Origin of the sequence: Flavobacterium sp. Sr18 (assembly GCF_011064265.1) — a bacterium.
Taxonomy (GTDB): domain Bacteria; phylum Bacteroidota; class Bacteroidia; order Flavobacteriales; family Flavobacteriaceae; genus Flavobacterium; species Flavobacterium petrolei.
In genome coordinates, this window is record NZ_CP049329.1 from 3,054,367 (window position 1) to 3,071,555 (window position 17,189).

Here is a 17,189-nt window from a genome sequence, read left to right on the forward strand (position 1 = left end):
TTTTTAATTTTTAAAAATTAATATTTACTCCTAAAGCAATTGTTCTCGCAGGTGGTGCAGAATAAAATTCTTCTCCAATACCCGTATCATCTCTTCTTGCTTCTGGGTCATAACCAGAATAGTTTGTGAATGTAAGCAAGTTGACACCCGTTGCGTAAAGACGAACGCTGCTCATTCCAAGTTCTTTAATAGCATTCCCGGAAAGTGAATATCCTATGGTTAGGTTTCTTAAACGTACAAAATCAGATTTATCTAAAAATCGTGTAGATTCCCCAGTTCCGTTGCTACCATATAATCTTGCTTGTGGAACATTAGTTATATCTCCAGGATTTTGCCAACGATTTAATTGATCAACAGTTTGGTTGTCAAAATAATCAGCAGCTACAGATTGGTATTTACCAGCTGAGTTATAAATACTGGCGCCCCATTCTCCTTGAAAAGTAAAAGAAAAATCAATCCCTTTATAATTAATAGTGTTAGTCATACCAGCCATCAAGGTTGGGAATGGATTTCCTGATACAACTCTTGACGCCTCGGCATAATCATTTGTAGTTGATTTGTCCAAAGATCCATCAGCAAGAAGAGTGTTTTTTACATATAAAGCGTCACCGTTAGCAGGGTCAACTCCGGCATATTCTGCCAAGAAAAAGGAAGATATATTTTCTCCAACTCTGTTAATAGTAAATGTACCAATGATGTCTTTATTATTGTTAGGCATCGATATTACTTCAGATTGATTTGTGGTAATATTTAAGCTGGTATTCCATTTTAGTTTATCAGAATCAATATTTTTTGTATTTAAAGTAAATTCGACACCACTACTTTGAACTTCACCAATATTTTGATTAATGGAAGTTGCACCAGAACTTAAAGCTAATGGTACGCTAAACAACAATCCATCGGTGTTTTTTTTGTAATAATCTGCTTCAACGCTGATTCGGTTTAATAAACCAAATTCAACACCAAAATCGATTTGCGTAGATTTTTCCCAAGTAAGATTATCATTTCCGGCTTGCGTGAACGAAAGTCCTGATTTTAAGTTATAAGGATTTGAACCGTACAATTGGCGAGAAGCAAAATTTCCTAATTCGGCATTTCCTAATTTACCCCAACTTCCTTTTAATTTTAAAAAAGTCAAAGTAGCATTGTCTTTTAAGAAGCTTTCTTCTGAAATAATCCAACCAGCTGAGAAGGCTGGAAAAGTTCCAAATCGTTCATTTTTACCAAAACGAGAAGAGCCATCACGACGAATACTCGCCTTGAAAATATATTTATCAGCGAATGAATAGGTGATTCGGCCAAATTGAGAAACAAAGGTATAATCTGTTTCGTTTCCAGATCCTGCGGATACTTCTGCTCCACCATCTACGGTTTGGAACGAGTCATTTGGAAAATAAATACTGGTTACACTTTGAAATCTGCGATTGAATTTATTGAACTCCATACCCGCAACGGCATTAATGTCATGTTTCTCACCAAACGTTTTGTCAAAGGTCAAATAATTACTGTAAATGTATGTCTCGTTATTTACAGAAGTGGCGTAAGCTTCTCCATCAGTAGCCATAAAAGGAGAGTTTTTCCCATACCAAGCATCCTCTGTTTGTGATAAAAGATCATAAGAAAAATCAGAATTAGCCTTTAAGGAAGGAATAATTTTAAATTCTCCATACACTTTTCCGGTAACTCTTCTCATTATTGTTTTCCAAAACGAATTATCAATCGCTAATAAATAATTAGCATACAGCGTGTTTGGATTTGCTGTACCATCTTCTAATCGATCGGGAGATAATGGTGATTGGGCTACAGCCTGTAGAGGAGTTGTAAAAGAGTTGTCATCCTGAACTCGATCAATTTGTGATCTGGAAAAGCTCAAATTCATACCAGCAGTGAATCGGTCTGAAACCTTATGCGATACATTTGTACGCGCAGTTACTCTCTCTAACGCATTACTATTGATGATTCCTGTAGTATTGTTGTAAGCTCCAGAAAAGAAATAGCGAGTATTAGCATCTCCTCCAGAAACTGAAAAATCAGCATCGGTATTGAATCCGTCTTGAAATGCAGTATCCTGCCAATCGGTGTCTACTTCTCTGTTTCTCCAATCTGTACCTTGAGCCAAGAAATCGAAAGTATCTTCGGCTTCAGCTGCATCGCCGAGTCCATTGATAGAAGCTTCTGTAAACAATTCTATATATTGGTCTGCATTCAACCATTTTCTTTTATTAGTAGCTTGACTAACTCCTTGAGAAAGGTTGATAGAGAAAGTTCCTTTACCCTCTTTTCCTCGTTTAGTAGTAATCAATACCACTCCATTAGCACCTCTGGCTCCATAAATCGCCGCAGATGATGCATCTTTTAGGACATCAATAGATTCAATTTCGTTTGGGCTTAAGGTTAGCAGCGGGTTGGTTGGTGCGCCGTTACTGGATTCATTTGTAGTTACCAAAGGAATTCCATCCAAAACATATAACGGTTGTGTTCCCGCACTTATACTGGCAGCACCACGTACACGAATGTTTATTCCTCCATCAACTTTACCATTGGTTTGCGTGATTTGAACACCCGCTAATTTACCAACTAAAGCATTTTGCACATTTGATACAGGAATTTGTTGGATGTCTTTTGCTGTTACACGAGCAATATTATCCGTTAGTTTCTTTTTGCTTTGGGTTCCATATCCTACGACAACCACAGTTTCTAATTGATTAGAGGCGTCACTTAACTTTATCAGCATTGCAGAAGATGCAGGAATTTCTACCGTTTTCATTCCTATAAAACTGACGATTAAAATTTGTCCTTTTTTTGCTTTAATGGTGAAATCACCATCAAAACCTGTTTGTGTGCTGATAGTAGTTCCTTTTACTACAATATTAGCACCTGGAACGGGAAGGCCGCCCATGTCGGTAACTTTACCTGACATAGTACTTTCTTGAGCAAATGTCAATTGTACGGAGAGTACAATTAGTAAACTCAAAAAATGTTTGAATTTAATTTTCATTTTTGGATTATTTAAGATTAGTTAGGTCAAATATCTAAATAAAATGTTAATTATAATGTATTATGTTTAAAAAAAATGTCTCAATGTTGTTTTATTGTTGATAATTTAATTTTTTTTAAGAAAAAAAACAGAATCAATAAAAATAGCGGATTATCTCTTTTATGTTAATCGTTGAACATAGTGCACTGTAAGCTTACTATATCTTGAGATTAAATAGCTCTTTAAATGTTTGTCAAGTTGTAATTGAACTGTTACTTCAGCTTTTGGACAGAAGTTTCTAAATTTTTGTGTAAAATGTGGGTTAATAGAAATAATTAAGCTGTTACAATCGATATAATTCGATCAGTTTTTGTTTGTGAAAATTTAGCAAGTTAGAAATTTTGCAACTTTACAAGTTTTAGTATCTTTGGCTTCCTATGGAGCCAATAAAAATTATAGAATGTCCACGAGATGCCATGCAAGGCATCAAACCCTTTATTCCTACGGAAAAGAAAGTGGCTTATATTCAATCGTTATTGCGGGTAGGTTTTGACAGTATTGATTTTGGAAGTTTTGTCTCTCCAAAAGCAATTCCGCAAATGCAGGATACAGCTGAAGTTTTGGCACGACTTGATTTGTCTCAAACCCGTAGTAAACTTTTAGCGATTATTGCCAATACGCAAGGGGCAACTTTAGCAGCAGTTCATCCTGAGATACATTATTTAGGTTTCCCTTTTTCGATTTCTGAGAATTTCCAAATGCGGAATACGCACAAAACTATAGCCGAATCATTAATTACCTTACAGGAAATTCTGGAAATTGCAGCTAAAAGCAACAAAGAAGTGGTGGCTTATTTATCAATGGGTTTTGGTAATCCATATGGTGATCCCTGGAGCGTTGAAATAGTTGGAGAATGGACGGAAAGATTGGCCATTATGGGAGTGAAAATCCTGTCACTTTCGGATACGGTGGGAAGTTCGACTCCTGATGTAATCTCGTATTTATTTTCGAATTTAATTCCAAAATATCCCGAAATAGAATTTGGGGCGCACCTTCATACCACACCTGACAAATGGTTTGAGAAAATTGATGCTGCGTACAAAGCAGGATGCCGTCGATACGATGGTGCTATTCAAGGTTTTGGTGGCTGTCCAATGGCGACTGATAATTTAACAGGTAATATGCCTACGGAGAAATTATTGTCTTATTTTACAGCACAAAAGGAATTTACAAATATGAGTCCAATGAGTTTTGAAAGCGCTTACAATGAAGCATCTAAGTTGTTTGGGGAATTTCATTAGAAAAAAAATAAACGAAAATATAGTTGAACTCTTTACAATGTTGATACTAAGTGTAGTATTGATGCGTTGAGTAATAATATTCACTAAATTACCTTTAACTTATAAAATTATGAAACGACCTGCTTTAAATAGAGTTGTAGGCCTATTAATTCTTCTATTATTTTCTTTTTCATGTGCAAGTGATTTAGATTATGATCAGGCGAATGATTTAAAATTGGAGCCTATTTTCGTAGCTAATTTAGTATATTTTGATGTTCCGGCAAATGAATTTGTTACAAATGGAGTAGAGCAAAGCGTGATTTTTGATACACCAACCGTTGATGTGTTCAATGATGATTTTTTTAGAGATAATTTGAAAAAAGTAGAGTTTTTCTTTGAAATGGAAAACACCATAAATAGAGCTTATTCAGTAGATTTAGTATTTTTAGACAATAATAATCAACGGGTTCATGCTACTAATTTTTCTGTTCCTGCATACACAGGCGCAGAAAATAAAGTTACCAAGACTGAAATATTCGAAAATGCCCAACTTGACTTATTAAAAAGAACTACAAAAATTGTTTTTACATTGACGATGTTGCCGGGTGCTACATTGAATGAGAATAGTTCAGGTAGATTAAAATTGCGTTCAGGTGTAACCGCTTATTTAGTAGTAGAATGAGAAAAATAATCTTGATTTTTGTTCTATTTCTGGCAATAAATTGCTTTTCACAAAACAAACAAATTTTATATAATTTCACTTCAGTTCCTCAGTCTTTGATGACTAATCCGGGTGCCGATTTCAAGTACAATTGGTATGCTGGAGTTCCTTTATTGTCTGGGATTTCTGCAAACGTAGGCTCAAGCGGGTTTTCGGCCTATGATTTATTTGCAGATAATGGAGTAGATTTTAATGTGAAATTGCGCAATGCAGTATTTTCTACCACCCGAAAAGATAAAGTAGCAATCAACGAACAAATAGAAATTTTTAACGGCGGTTTCAAAATAGCTGGAGAACAAAATGATTCCTATATTTCGTTTGGAATGTATCAGGAATTCGATATGCTGAGTTATGTTCCTAAAGACATTGCCATTTTAGCTTTAGACGGAAATAGAAACTATTTGGGTAAAGTGTTTAATTTGGGCGATTTGAGTGCCAAAGCAGAAATGCTATCCGTATTTCATCTTGGATTTCATAAAAACATCACCGAAAAGTTTATTTTAGGAGTACGTGGAAAAATTTATTCGAGTATTTACAATGCTAATTCTACGAACAACTCCGGTTACATCTACACGATTTCTTCAGATACAGGAGTTTATGAACAGATGATTTATTCGCAATTGCAGCTTAACACCTCTGGTATTGCTCAATATGATGATCAAGATTATGAGCCAAATGTAGCCAAAGATATTACTAAAAGAGCTCTTCTCGGGGGTAATTTAGGTTTGGGATTTGATGCCGGTTTTACCTATTATCCAAAGAAAAACATACAAGTTACCGCCAGTATTATTGACGTGGGTTTCATTAAACACAGCAAAGAAGTGGAGAGTTTAACCTTTAAAGGAACTTACAAATACGAAGGTGTGATTCCAAATTTCAGTTCCGGAAATTCCGCAGGAGGCGGATATCAAGAATTTAAAGAAGCCATTCCTTTGGATACCTTGTACGCGGATTACACAACTTGGCGTCCGGCAAAATTCAATACTTCGGTTCAGTATTCCTTTGATGAAGAAAGACCAGAAGATTGTAATTGTCTTAATTATGATCCGGAAACGACTTATAAAAGTGCGGTTGGCGCCCAGTTATTTGTGATGTCTACGCCAAGAACGCCATTAGTAGCATTTACCACGTATTACCGAAGAAAAATATTCAAGGCATTGCAAATGAAAGCCACGTACACATTGGATTCGTATTCGTACAAGAATATAGGATTGGGATTATCCAGTCATTTTGGACCTGTAAATTTCTATGTTCTTGCCGATAATCTTTTAGAATACAGCGATGTTACCAAGGCAAATAGTCTTTCTTTTCAACTGGGACTGAATGTTATTTTTAAGAATACTAAAAAATAAATTGCTGTTTAAAATTGAACTTTTCTTCGTTTAAATCCTTTGTAAATTTCGATCCAAAGCACCGAAACAAGACCCACTAAAATACTTAATCCTATTTGGAATCCCGAAACCCTTTCGAACTGGAAAAAAGCAGCAAATAATGGTACAAATAATAACGAAGCTGTAATTAGAATGGTTACGCTGATGATCATCAAAACCAGATTATTTTTGTATTTTAATGTTGTAAATATCGAGTAATAGAAAGAACGATTCGTCAGCGTCAGAAAAATGTTAGATGAAATTAATGTTAGAAAAACTACTGTTCTCGTTGCGCTTTCCGAACAATTTGTAGCTACACAATATTGGTAAACAAACAAAAGTCCCGCTGTAATGACAAGTCCTTGAATTATACTGATGGTAACTTCTTTAAGTTTGAAAAAAGTATTGGTAAAAGGTCTGGGTTGTAACAGCATTAAATTACGTTCCATAGGTTCATTTTCATAAATTATAGAGCAGGTTGGTCCCATGATTATCTCCAGAAAGATGACATGAACCGGGGAAAAAATATTGGGGTAAATCCAGCCCAATGCCAATGGAATAAAGACAATCATGATGATTGGAATGTGGATGGAAATAATGTATTGTATGGCTTTTTTTAGATTATTATATATTTTTCTGCCCATGGCAATGGCGTCTATCATTTTAGAAAAATCATCGTCAATAAGAATCAGGTTGGCGGCTTCCTTGGCAATTTCGGTTCCCTTTTTTCCCATGGCAATTCCTATGTGCGCTGATTTTAAAGCAGGTCCGTCATTGACCCCGTCACCCGTCATAGCTACAATTTGATTGTTGTCTTTTAATGCTTTTATAATTTTGAGTTTGGCCTCGGGAAACATTCTTGTAAAAATGGACGTTTCCATTACTTTTTCTCGAAGTGTAGCATCGTCCATGGCCATTAATTCGTCCCCATTTAGCGTTTTATCCGCATTTCTAAAGCCAATTTGTTTGGCAATTGTAGCGGTTGTTTCTGCATTATCGCCCGTAACTATTTTGACTTGAATTCCGGCTTTATAAAAAGTTTCGAATACTGCTTTTATATTTGCTTTTGGAGGATCGTAAAACGCCACTAATCCTTTAAAAGTAAAGGTGAATTCCTGTTGCTTTTTAGGATAATCAGTACCTGAAAATTCAGCTAAACCAACACCCAATACGCGATATCCTTGCAAAGCCATTTTTGTCATTGCAGAGAGAATTTGTTTTTTTTCGTTTTCAGTTACACTTGAAGTGGCAATCAATGCTTCGGGAGCCCCTTTGGCAGCAATATATCTCGTTCCATTTTTATTTTCGAAAACATGAGTCATCATCGGTGGTTTTCCATCTAATGGATATTCATGAACTAATTTAAAATTAGGGCGTTCATCTGCTATTTTTAATTTCGAATACGCTTCGTGTAATGCAATTTCCATCGCGTCAAACGGAATGGGTTCGCTGGCCCACATGGCGAGACTCAGTAATTCTATATCATGCTCATTATTATTATTATTAGTTTCATCACTGTTGCTTACTTTGATAATATCATCAGATAATGTGTACCATTGCGCCAAACTCATCTTGTTCTCGGTGATTGTTCCTGTTTTATCCGTACAAATTACGTTTGCACTCCCTAAGGTTTCAACCGTTTTTGTCTGTTTTACGATGATTCCCATTTTCATTAATCGCCAAGAACCCAAGGCCATGAATGTGGTGAATGCTACCGGAATTTCCTCAGGAATAATGCTCATAGCCAAAGTAAGCGCTTTCAACAGACTGTCTAAGACATTGTTTGAATTGTAATAATTGATAACCCAGACAAAAACAAAAATCACCAAGCCAACAAGAGACATTTTTTTGACAAAATTCCCCATTTGGATTTGCAACGGGGTTTTTTCTTCAACGATTGCCTCCAGACTTTTGCCGATTTTACCCAATTGGGTTTTGTTGCCAATAGCTGTTACTTCGCAAATTGCTAAACCACCAGTTACAATGGTTCCAAGAAATACGGTATTATTTTCGGCAGTTTCATTTTTAAAAACAGCCATCGATTCCCCAGTAAGAATAGATTCATTAACTGCAAAATCATTGGATTGAAGAATAAGGCCATCGGCTGGAATAAAAGTTCCTTCTTCTGTTTGGATGAGGTCGCCAACAACAATTTCCTCACTTGGAATTTCGGTTATTTCTCCATTGCGTATGACTTTACTTTTGGGTTGGGATAATTTTTTTAACGCTTCAATTGCTGTTCTGCTTTTGGATTCTTGATACAATGAAATGGTGGAAACCAACACAATTGCTGCACTCATGAAAATTCCGTTTCCGTAATCACCGGTAATAAAATAAATACTGGTTGCGGTGAGTAACAGGAGAAACATTGGTTCTTTTACCATTTCGAACAGGGATTTTAAGAACTGATTTTTTTTCTGATTCACTATGGAGTTTAAACCATTTTTCGTTCTCGAAAGTAAAACCGCCTCATTTGAAAGTCCTTTTAATTCTTGTTGAGTTTCTGTCATAGCAAATAAATTAAACGGATTTTCTGGGTTGGAAAGTAAGTGGCAATTTAGAACCAAAGAATTGACTTTGAACTGCAATTTAATTATTTATTGGAAGATGATAGCAATTTTTTGCTTAAAATTATCTATATTTGCACGCAATTAAACTCCAACTACAATTGCAATGATCGCACACAACTCTAAGATTATCGGTGAAGGATTAACTTACGATGATGTTCTATTAGTTCCCAACTACTCAAATGTGCTTCCTCGCGAAGTGAGTATTCAATCCAAATTTTCAAGAAATATAACGCTAAATGTTCCTATTGTATCCGCTGCTATGGATACCGTAACCGAAAGTGCTATGGCAATTGCTATGGCTCAAGAAGGAGGAATAGGCGTTTTGCATAAAAATATGACTATCGAGCAACAAGCTGCGAAAGTTAGAAAAGTAAAACGTGCAGAGTCTGGAATGATTATCGATCCGGTTACTTTGCCATTAACTTCTACGGTTGCTGATGCCAAAAACGCCATGAAAGAATTTGGTATTGGAGGTATTCCAATTGTAGATGAAAATCAAATACTAAAAGGAATCGTTACCAACAGAGATTTACGTTTCGAAAAAAATAGTTCAAGACCTATTGTTGAGGTAATGACCAGTGAAAACTTGGTTACTGTTGCTGAAGGTACTTCTTTGGAGCAAGCAGAAGTAGTTTTGCAAGGTCATAAAATCGAAAAATTACCTGTTGTAAACGCAGCTTACAAATTAGTGGGTTTGATTACTTTTAGAGACATCACTAAATTAACCCAAAAACCAATTGCCAATAAAGATGTTTATGGTCGTTTGCGCGTTGCTGCAGCGATAGGTGTGACAGGTGACGCGGTTCAAAGAGCCGAAGCTTTAGTAAACGCTGGTGTTGATGCCATTATTATTGATACCGCTCATGGACATACGCAAGGTGTTGTCAATGTGTTGAAAGAAGTAAAAAGTAAATTTCCCCAAATAGATGTAATTGTAGGTAATATTGCAACTCCGGAAGCAGCTAAGTTTTTAGTTGAAAATGGAGCAGATGGTGTAAAAGTAGGAATTGGTCCAGGTTCTATTTGTACGACTCGTATTGTTGCTGGTGTTGGTTTCCCTCAATTTTCTGCTGTTCTTGAAGTGGCTGCAGCTATCAAAGGAACTGGAGTTCCAGTAATTGCTGATGGTGGAATTCGCTACACAGGTGATATCCCGAAAGCAATTGCTGCAGGTGCTGACTGTGTGATGCTAGGTTCATTATTAGCAGGAACAATGGAATCTCCTGGTGAAACTATCATTTTCGAAGGAAGAAAATTCAAATCGTATCGTGGAATGGGTTCTGTTGAAGCGATGCAGGAAGGTTCAAAAGACCGTTATTTCCAAGATGTTGAAGATGATGTGAAAAAACTGGTTCCAGAAGGAATTGTAGGTCGTGTTCCTTACAAAGGAGAATTGAACGAAAGTATGCAACAATTCATTGGTGGTCTTCGTGCCGGAATGGGATATTGTGGTTCAAAAGATGTTCCAACTTTACAGGAAACCGGGCGTTTTGTTCGCATAACAGCCAGCGGAATCAATGAAAGTCACCCTCATAATGTTACGATTACAAAAGAAGCTCCAAATTATTCAAGATAATTTTTAGTTTTTTAAAACAATAAAAAAGGCATAATTAATTCCGTTATCGGTTTTAATTATGCCTTTTTACTTTTGTAAAAGTTTTTAGTCTGAGGATTCCGAAAGGTTTTTCTTCAAATGCCCGCTGTCCCAACTGTGATTTGTTGCTGCCACTTGGGAATAAATATCGCTCTTCAGCAGTTGTTCCTGCAGTTCAATTTCTTCTTTGATGGTAATCATATAAGCCATTTTATCATGTCGTTTTTCGGCTAATTTTCGGGTGGTAATTTCATCGTATTTTATAAATTGTTGGCCTTGTCTGGTAGCAGTATATTTTCGATGACCTAATTCTACTAATGCATCAACACCCATATTAACCGCACTATATAAAGTTTCCCGGTAAATATGTTCGACTTTATGATCGATTAATTCATACGCATCGTTTCTATTTCGGGCACGAGTTAGAATTTTTAAGTTTGGAAAGTGCTTTTTCAAGGTTTCAATCACTTGTAAATTCACAGTAGGATTATCTATTGCAGCAATAAAAATTTTAGCATTCTCGCAACCTGCAGCTTTCAATAGCTCTAATCGAGTTGCATCACCATAATACACTTTGAAACCCATTTTCCGCAATAAATCAATTCGATCAGAATCATAATCCAGAATGGTTGTTTTTACTTTATTGGCTCGTAACAAACGTCCAACTGTACTTCCAAAATGACCAAAACCAGCAATAATTACGGGATTATCCTCGTCTATAAAATCGTTATCTTTTTTGATTTCGGTTCCTTTTTCTTTAGTTCTTGAATTTGGATAAATTAACCGCTCATTTATTAAAAGCAAAAAAGGAGTTGCAACCATACTCATTGCGATTACTGCCATTATTTGATTGGCTAATATGTTAGGGACAATATTCAACTGCATACAAAAACTCATAATTACGAAGCCAAATTCTCCAGCTTGGCTTAAGCCAAAAGCAAACAATAAATTTTGATCGGTATTTTTTTTATGAAATCTACTTATTATAAACAAAACAGCGAATTTTACAAGGGTAAGGATGGCTCCAAAAGCAAAAATGAAAATTGGATTTTCAATAATCAATTGGAAATTTATCGATGCGCCTACGCCAAGGAAAAATAAGCCTAAAAGTAATCCTTTGAATGGTGCGATATCGCCTTCTAATTCATGGCGAAATTCAGAGTTAGCCAATACGACTCCTGCCATAAAAGCGCCCAAAGCAGGACTTAAACCAACCAATTGCATGGAATAGGAAACGCCAACTACTAATAATAACGCTGAAGCGGTAAACAGTTCCTGCAAGCGTGTTCTTGCAATAATGTGCAATAATGGAACAAATAGAAAACGTCCCGCAAAATATATGGTAGAAATACTTCCTATAACAACTAATGTTTGCAGCCAACTGGAAAAGCCAGTGATTAAGGATTGTGGTGCATCATTTGTTGTTTCTATATTTACTGTTGACAAAAGCGGCAGAAAAGCTAAAATTGGGATAACAGCTATATCCTGAAAAAGTAAAACAGCAAAAGAGGAACGTCCCACAGACGTATTTGACAATCCTTTTTCCTTTAAAGTTTGTAATACAATAGCTGTAGAAGATAAAGCTAATGCCAATGCTATTGCTAATGCGGTTTCCCATTTCCAATCCATAAATAAAAGAGATCCCAGAAAAAGAATTAGCGTGGTGCCCGCGACTTGACCAGAGCCCATTCCAATAATAAATTTTCGCATTTTCCAAAACTTGTTGGGTTCCAGTTCTAAGCCTATCAAAAACAGCATCATTACCACACCAAATTCAGCAAAATGCATAATATCCTGGCCTTCCTGTCCAATAAAACCAAGGACATAGGGGCCAATTACGATTCCCGCCAATAAGTAGCCTAAAATTGAACTCAATCCTAATTTTTTAGCAATTGGAACGCAAATTACGGCTGCTGACAAGTAAATGATTGCCTGTAATAAAAAATTGGTATCCATCTTATGTTAGTATTGTAGCAAACCACTCGTTCAAATAATGGTATTGCAAAATTTCATCCGTATCTAAATCATTATTTTCTAAATAGTCCAGAAAATAACCGTAAACCAATCCGTTTTTTTCATAATCCTCCTTAGTCATGTTGTGTGTACCATGTACCACAAAAGGCGGTAAATACGTCATATTACACACTTTTGCCGTTTGGTTAAACGGTTCTAATAATTCTAGAACAGTGTATCTGTCACTGCCTGTTTCGCAATAATTTTCTTTGTCACCACCAGTTGTAATTACCTGAAAAATAATTTTATCCTGTAATGCAGTACCTTTTTTTCCATATGCCCAGTTGTGTTCCAGTACCATGTCAATCCATTGTTTCATCAACGGCGGACAGCTGTACCAGTACATGGGATGGTGCCAGATAATAATATTATGCTGACTCAACAATGTTTGTTCCCTTTTTACATCAATATCAAAATCCGGGTATTCCTCATATAAATCATGAAAAGTTATGTTTTCTGAAATGGGAATATTTTCCACTAAGGCTTTATTCGCTTGTGATTTCTCAAAAAGCGGATGGGAAAATAGGATTAAGATTTTGTTTTTTGACATGAAAAATATTTTTGCTGTTTGTTTTATTAATTAACGTATATTATCTATCTGATTTTTAGTATTATATGTGATTTAAAAATATAGTGAAAGATATAAAATATTGGTTAATTGTATTGCTATAATTTTTTCAGAAGCTATTTTTTATTTTTATCGTTAAAAAACAAAAAATCCTCTCAAAACAAAATCGTAACTTTTATTCTGACAGGATTTAAATATAAAGATATTTGGTACGCAATTATTTCCCCAAAATTGGTTTGGAATTATAATTTTTAAAGCATTTTCCGAATGTCTAATTTTTGAAAAACGTGGTTAGTAATTTTTTGCTTCCCACCACCCAAAGAATATCATTTTTTTCTAAAATCATATTGGACTCTGGATTCAAGATTCGTTTTCCACTTCTTTCAATTCCCACAATCAATCCATTTGTTTTTTCTCGTAATAATGAGTCGCGGATATTTTTACCAATAAATTCTTCTTCCTTAAGTTCTAATTGTTTTAAGATGATATCAGTATCAACAACTTTTTCCGGGATTTCTATTTCATTTTGATGCAAATATGATTTAAATTCCTTGACTTGGTTGTCTGTTCCAATGACACAAATTTCATCACCGGGAAATAAACGTTCGCTTTTATTTGGAATATTAATCATGATTTCCCCGCGTTTGATAAAGGCGATATTAATCCCCAATTGTTCTCGAATACGCAACTCTTCTAAAGTTTTTCCAGCAATATTGGAAGTTGGCGCAATATCAAAAGTGGTCATGTGACCGTCCCACGGTGTTAAATCGCTTCGGCTTCTAATGGCTTTTTTTATTTCTCGGGCATTAAGATTTTTTAGAAAGTGGTCTTCTATTTTATGGTATTGCGCGTTTAGTTTTTTTGGAAAAACAAAATAGATAACAACCGCTGCTATCAAAGCTATAAATGCAATTATTGGAGAGAAAAAGATATTCAATAAAAATCCAATATAGAAAAGAGTTAACACCATTCGCAATAAAATCATCATCAGAATGGGGCCGCGATATTTACGTTCCTCTCTTAAAATGGCCACTTCTTTTACAGCCACCCTTCGCAAAGAAAGGGCCCATAAAAAAGGAGATATTATCACTAATGTAATTAATGCAGCGAATATATTTCCAAATTGTGAGTCTTTTACTAAAGGTAAAATGAATTTAGACGAAAGTAAAATTACAGCCACTATAATGACAGAATGAATTATTACTTGTGTCAGAAAAGCGCGAACGACTATCTGCCAGTTGCTAACCAATTTTATAGATTGCGCATTGGCACTGTAGCGTTCAATTTTTTTAATCCATTTTCGAGGTAATTTTTTCTCGAGATATTCAGAAAACGGAGTGGAGAATTTCACCATAAAAGGAGTCGTAAACGTTGTTACTGCTGATACTGCCACTACAATAGGATATAGAAAATCACTGGTTACATTCAACGTCATTCCTAGCGTGGCAATGATAAAAGAGAATTCCCCAATTTGCGATAAACTCATTCCGGTTTGCACCGATTGTTTCAGTGGCTGTCCTGAAAGTAAAGCACCAATCGTAGAACTGATGGATTGTCCCAAAATCACCACAAAAGTCAAAATAGCGACAGGTAAAGCATATTCGTATAAGGTGTCAGGGTTAATCAACATACCAACCGAGACGAAAAAAACAGCTCCAAAAAGATCTTTTACGGGTTTAACTAAATGTTCAATGTGTTCTGCCTGAGTCGTTTCGGCAATGATAGAACCCATGATGAATGCGCCTAAAGCAGGAGAAAAACCGACATTGGCTGCTAAAATAACCATCATCAAACACAAAGCAAGTGAAATGATTAGCAGCATTTCGTCCGTCAAAAGATTCTTTGCTTTTTTAAGTAATGTTGGGATGAAAAAGATACCGCCTACAAACCATATCGTCAAGAAAAAGATCAATTTTAGAACAGATAATAACAATTCACTTCCTGAAAACTGTTGGCTCACAGCAATTGTTGATAGTAAAACCATCATTAAAATGGCAACTAAATCCTGGACAATAAGCGAACCAATAACGATTCCAGCAAATTTTTGGGTTTTTACTCCGAGTTCATCAAAGGTTTTTAGGATAATTGTAGTAGAGGAAATGGAAAGGATTACTCCTAAAAATATGCTGTCCATAGGTTTCCAGCCAATCCATTGGCCTACTAAATAACCGATGGAAACCATTGCAAGGATTTGTGTTATGGCTGTAATTGATGCTGTTCCGCCCACTTTCATCAGTTTTTTAAAACTGAATTCCAGTCCTAAACTAAATAACAAAAAGATTACTCCAATTTCTGCCCAAACTTCTACGCTTTTAATATCTTTTATGGAAGGGAAAAAATCAAAATGGTTTCCAGCCAAAAATCCAGCTATTAAATAACCGAGAACTAAAGGTTGTTTGATTTTTTTAAATAACAAAACGGCCACCGCGGCGGTCATTAGGATTAATCCTAAATCACTGATTAAAGGTTGTAAATGGTGTGAGGCGTTTGCTACTGTTTCTGCGGCATCCATAGGCGTATATTTGTTTTTTAAGGTTTTGTGTATGTTGGTAAGATATAAAAAAACTTTAATTTTGAAAGTATAATTAATGCTTAAAACAGCTTTTTATGATTTTTTTAGCAACAAAAATCCCGTTGTAAAGAATTTAGTGTTCCTTTTCAACGGGATTTTATAAAATCGAATAATTTTGTTAAACTATATTCCTAAGAAATTGCTTGGAGTGATTTGCATCAATTCCGCTTTGATTGCATCCGAAACATCTAGGGTTGCAATAAAACCATGAATTGCGTTTTTATCAATCGCTTCATTGGTTCTGGTCAATCCTTTCAACGCTTCATACGGATTAGGATATCCTTCACGACGTAAAATGGTTTGAATTGCTTCAGCAACAACGGCCCAGTTTTTTTCTAAATCTTCGTGAAATTTTGGTTCGTTCAATAACAATTTGTTCAATCCTTTCAAAGTAGCTTCAAAAGCAATTAACGTATGTCCCATTGGTACACCAATGTTTCTCAAAACCGTACTATCTGTTAAATCACGTTGTAATCTTGACAAAGGTAATTTAGCCGAAAGATGTTCAAAAATCGCATTGGCAATTCCTAAATTTCCTTCTGAGTTTTCAAAATCAATAGGGTTTACTTTGTGTGGCATTGCCGAAGATCCTATTTCTCCCGCTTTGATTTTTTGTTTGAAATATTCCATTGAAACGTACGTCCAAATATCTCGGTCTAAATCAATAATGATGGTATTTATTCTTTTTAATGCATCAAAAAATGCAGCGAAATGATCGTAATGTTCAATTTGTGTAGTAGGGAAGGAGTGATGTAAACCAAGGTTTTCCTCTACAAATTTTCCTCCAAATTTTCTCCAGTCAATTTGTGGATACGCCACGTGATGTGCGTTATAATTTCCGGTTGCTCCACCAAATTTAGCTGCAAAAGGAACATTAAACAACAAACGCATTTGCTCTTCTAAACGCTCTACAAAAACACCTATTTCTTTACCCAAACGCGTTGGAGAAGCAGGTTGTCCATGCGTACGCGCAAGCATTGGAATGTCTTTCCATTCGATACTTAAATCTTTCAATTTTGAAGTCAAAGTAATCAAAGAAGGCATGTATACTTTCTCGAAAGCTTCTTTTGTCGAAAGCGGAATTGCCGTATTATTAATATCTTGGGATGTCAATCCAAAGTGAATGAATTCTTTATATTGGGATAAGCCTAGTTTTTCAAAAGCATCTTTTATGAAGTATTCCACCGCTTTTACATCGTGGTTGGTTACTTTCTCTGTTTCTTTGATCCAAAGAGCATCTTCAGTAGAGAAGTTTTTATAGATATTACGTAAACTTTCAAATACATCTGGGTTTACGGTTGTCAGTTGAGGCAAAGGCACTTCGCACAAAGCAATGAAATATTCAATTTCAATCAATACTCGGTATTTGATTAAGGCTTCTTCAGAGAAAAATGGAGCCAGCGAAATAGTCTTGTTTCTATATCTTCCGTCGATTGGCGATATAGCATTCAATTCGTTTAAAGTAGTCATTGTATAGTTGTTTGTTCGAAAGGCACAAAAATAGTTATAAGTTATAAGTTATGG

General features: G+C 35.6%; 10 protein-coding genes. 4 read left to right on the forward strand and 6 right to left on the reverse strand.

From position 1 onward, the window contains the following. Positions 1–10: 10 nt before the first annotated feature. The gene (locus tag G7A72_RS13665; protein ID WP_165152851.1) at positions 11–2,998 is read right to left on the reverse strand and encodes a TonB-dependent receptor; all 2,988 of its coding nucleotides are present in this window, start codon (positions 2,996–2,998) and stop codon (positions 11–13) included. Positions 2,999–3,414: 416 nt separating this feature from the next. On the opposite strand from G7A72_RS13665, the gene G7A72_RS13670 reads away from it, so the two are divergent. The 3 genes from G7A72_RS13670 to G7A72_RS13680 all read left to right on the forward strand — a co-directional run bounded on the left by G7A72_RS13670 (position 3,415) and on the right by G7A72_RS13680 (position 6,330). Continuing rightward, positions 3,415–4,278: a hydroxymethylglutaryl-CoA lyase gene (locus G7A72_RS13670; RefSeq protein WP_165152852.1), complete on the forward strand. Its 864-nt coding sequence runs from the start codon at positions 3,415–3,417 to the stop codon at positions 4,276–4,278. Positions 4,279–4,387: 109 nt separating this feature from the next. Continuing rightward, positions 4,388–4,939, forward strand: a complete 552-nt coding sequence (locus G7A72_RS13675) for a hypothetical protein (RefSeq protein ID WP_165152853.1) — start codon at positions 4,388–4,390, stop codon at positions 4,937–4,939. Further along, the gene (locus G7A72_RS13680) at positions 4,936–6,330 is read left to right on the forward strand and encodes a DUF5723 family protein (RefSeq protein ID WP_165152854.1); all 1,395 of its coding nucleotides are present in this window, start codon (positions 4,936–4,938) and stop codon (positions 6,328–6,330) included. The genes G7A72_RS13675 and G7A72_RS13680 overlap by 4 nt, the downstream gene beginning before the upstream one ends. A gap of 8 nt (positions 6,331–6,338) precedes the next feature. Here G7A72_RS13680 and G7A72_RS13685 read toward each other — a convergent pair whose 3' ends face one another. After that, positions 6,339–8,858 carry a cation-translocating P-type ATPase gene (locus G7A72_RS13685; protein ID WP_165152855.1) on the reverse strand — a complete coding sequence of 840 codons (2,520 nt, stop codon included), beginning with the start codon at positions 8,856–8,858 and terminating at the stop codon, positions 6,339–6,341. A gap of 163 nt (positions 8,859–9,021) precedes the next feature. Here G7A72_RS13685 and guaB point away from each other — a divergent pair, with 163 nt between their 5' ends. Further along, positions 9,022–10,494 (forward strand): IMP dehydrogenase, encoded by a 1,473-nt coding sequence (gene guaB / locus G7A72_RS13690; RefSeq protein WP_091166690.1) that lies wholly within the window; start codon positions 9,022–9,024, stop codon positions 10,492–10,494. An 84-nt stretch (positions 10,495–10,578) separates the two neighbouring features. Here the strand turns inward: guaB and G7A72_RS13695 are convergent, their stop codons facing one another. The 4 genes from G7A72_RS13695 to purB all read right to left on the reverse strand — a co-directional run bounded on the left by G7A72_RS13695 (position 10,579) and on the right by purB (position 17,135). After that, positions 10,579–12,468 (reverse strand): monovalent cation:proton antiporter-2 (CPA2) family protein, encoded by a 1,890-nt coding sequence (locus G7A72_RS13695; protein ID WP_165152856.1) that lies wholly within the window; start codon positions 12,466–12,468, stop codon positions 10,579–10,581. A 1-nt stretch (position 12,469) separates the two neighbouring features. Beyond that, positions 12,470–13,075: an NAD(P)H-dependent oxidoreductase gene (locus G7A72_RS13700; protein ID WP_165152857.1), complete on the reverse strand. Its 606-nt coding sequence runs from the start codon at positions 13,073–13,075 to the stop codon at positions 12,470–12,472. Between the two features lie 289 nt (positions 13,076–13,364). After that, entirely contained in the window at positions 13,365–15,605 is a 2,241-nt protein-coding gene (locus G7A72_RS13705; RefSeq protein ID WP_113666248.1) for a cation:proton antiporter, read from the reverse strand. 183 nt (positions 15,606–15,788) lie between these two features. Continuing rightward, the gene (purB, locus tag G7A72_RS13710) at positions 15,789–17,135 is read right to left on the reverse strand and encodes an adenylosuccinate lyase (protein ID WP_165152858.1); all 1,347 of its coding nucleotides are present in this window, start codon (positions 17,133–17,135) and stop codon (positions 15,789–15,791) included. Between the last annotated feature and the right edge of the window lie 54 nt (positions 17,136–17,189).

Excerpts from the sequence above, each read along its gene's own strand:
- G7A72_RS13680 (WP_165152854.1), top strand. The coding sequence starts at position 4,936 with ATGAGAAAAATAATCTTGATTTTTGTTCTATTTCTGGCAATAAATTGC.
- G7A72_RS13695 (WP_165152856.1), bottom strand. The coding sequence starts at position 12,468 with ATGGATACCAATTTTTTATTACAGGCAATCATTTACTTGTCAGCAGCC.
- guaB (WP_091166690.1), top strand. The coding sequence starts at position 9,022 with ATGATCGCACACAACTCTAAGATTATCGGTGAAGGATTAACTTACGAT.
- G7A72_RS13700 (WP_165152857.1), bottom strand. The coding sequence starts at position 13,075 with ATGTCAAAAAACAAAATCTTAATCCTATTTTCCCATCCGCTTTTTGAG.
- G7A72_RS13675 (WP_165152853.1), top strand. The coding sequence starts at position 4,388 with ATGAAACGACCTGCTTTAAATAGAGTTGTAGGCCTATTAATTCTTCTA.
- G7A72_RS13665 (WP_165152851.1), bottom strand. The coding sequence starts at position 2,998 with ATGAAAATTAAATTCAAACATTTTTTGAGTTTACTAATTGTACTCTCC.
- G7A72_RS13705 (WP_113666248.1), bottom strand. The coding sequence starts at position 15,605 with ATGGATGCCGCAGAAACAGTAGCAAACGCCTCACACCATTTACAACCT.
- G7A72_RS13670 (WP_165152852.1), top strand. The coding sequence starts at position 3,415 with ATGGAGCCAATAAAAATTATAGAATGTCCACGAGATGCCATGCAAGGC.
- G7A72_RS13685 (WP_165152855.1), bottom strand. The coding sequence starts at position 8,858 with ATGACAGAAACTCAACAAGAATTAAAAGGACTTTCAAATGAGGCGGTT.
- purB (WP_165152858.1), bottom strand. The coding sequence starts at position 17,135 with ATGACTACTTTAAACGAATTGAATGCTATATCGCCAATCGACGGAAGA.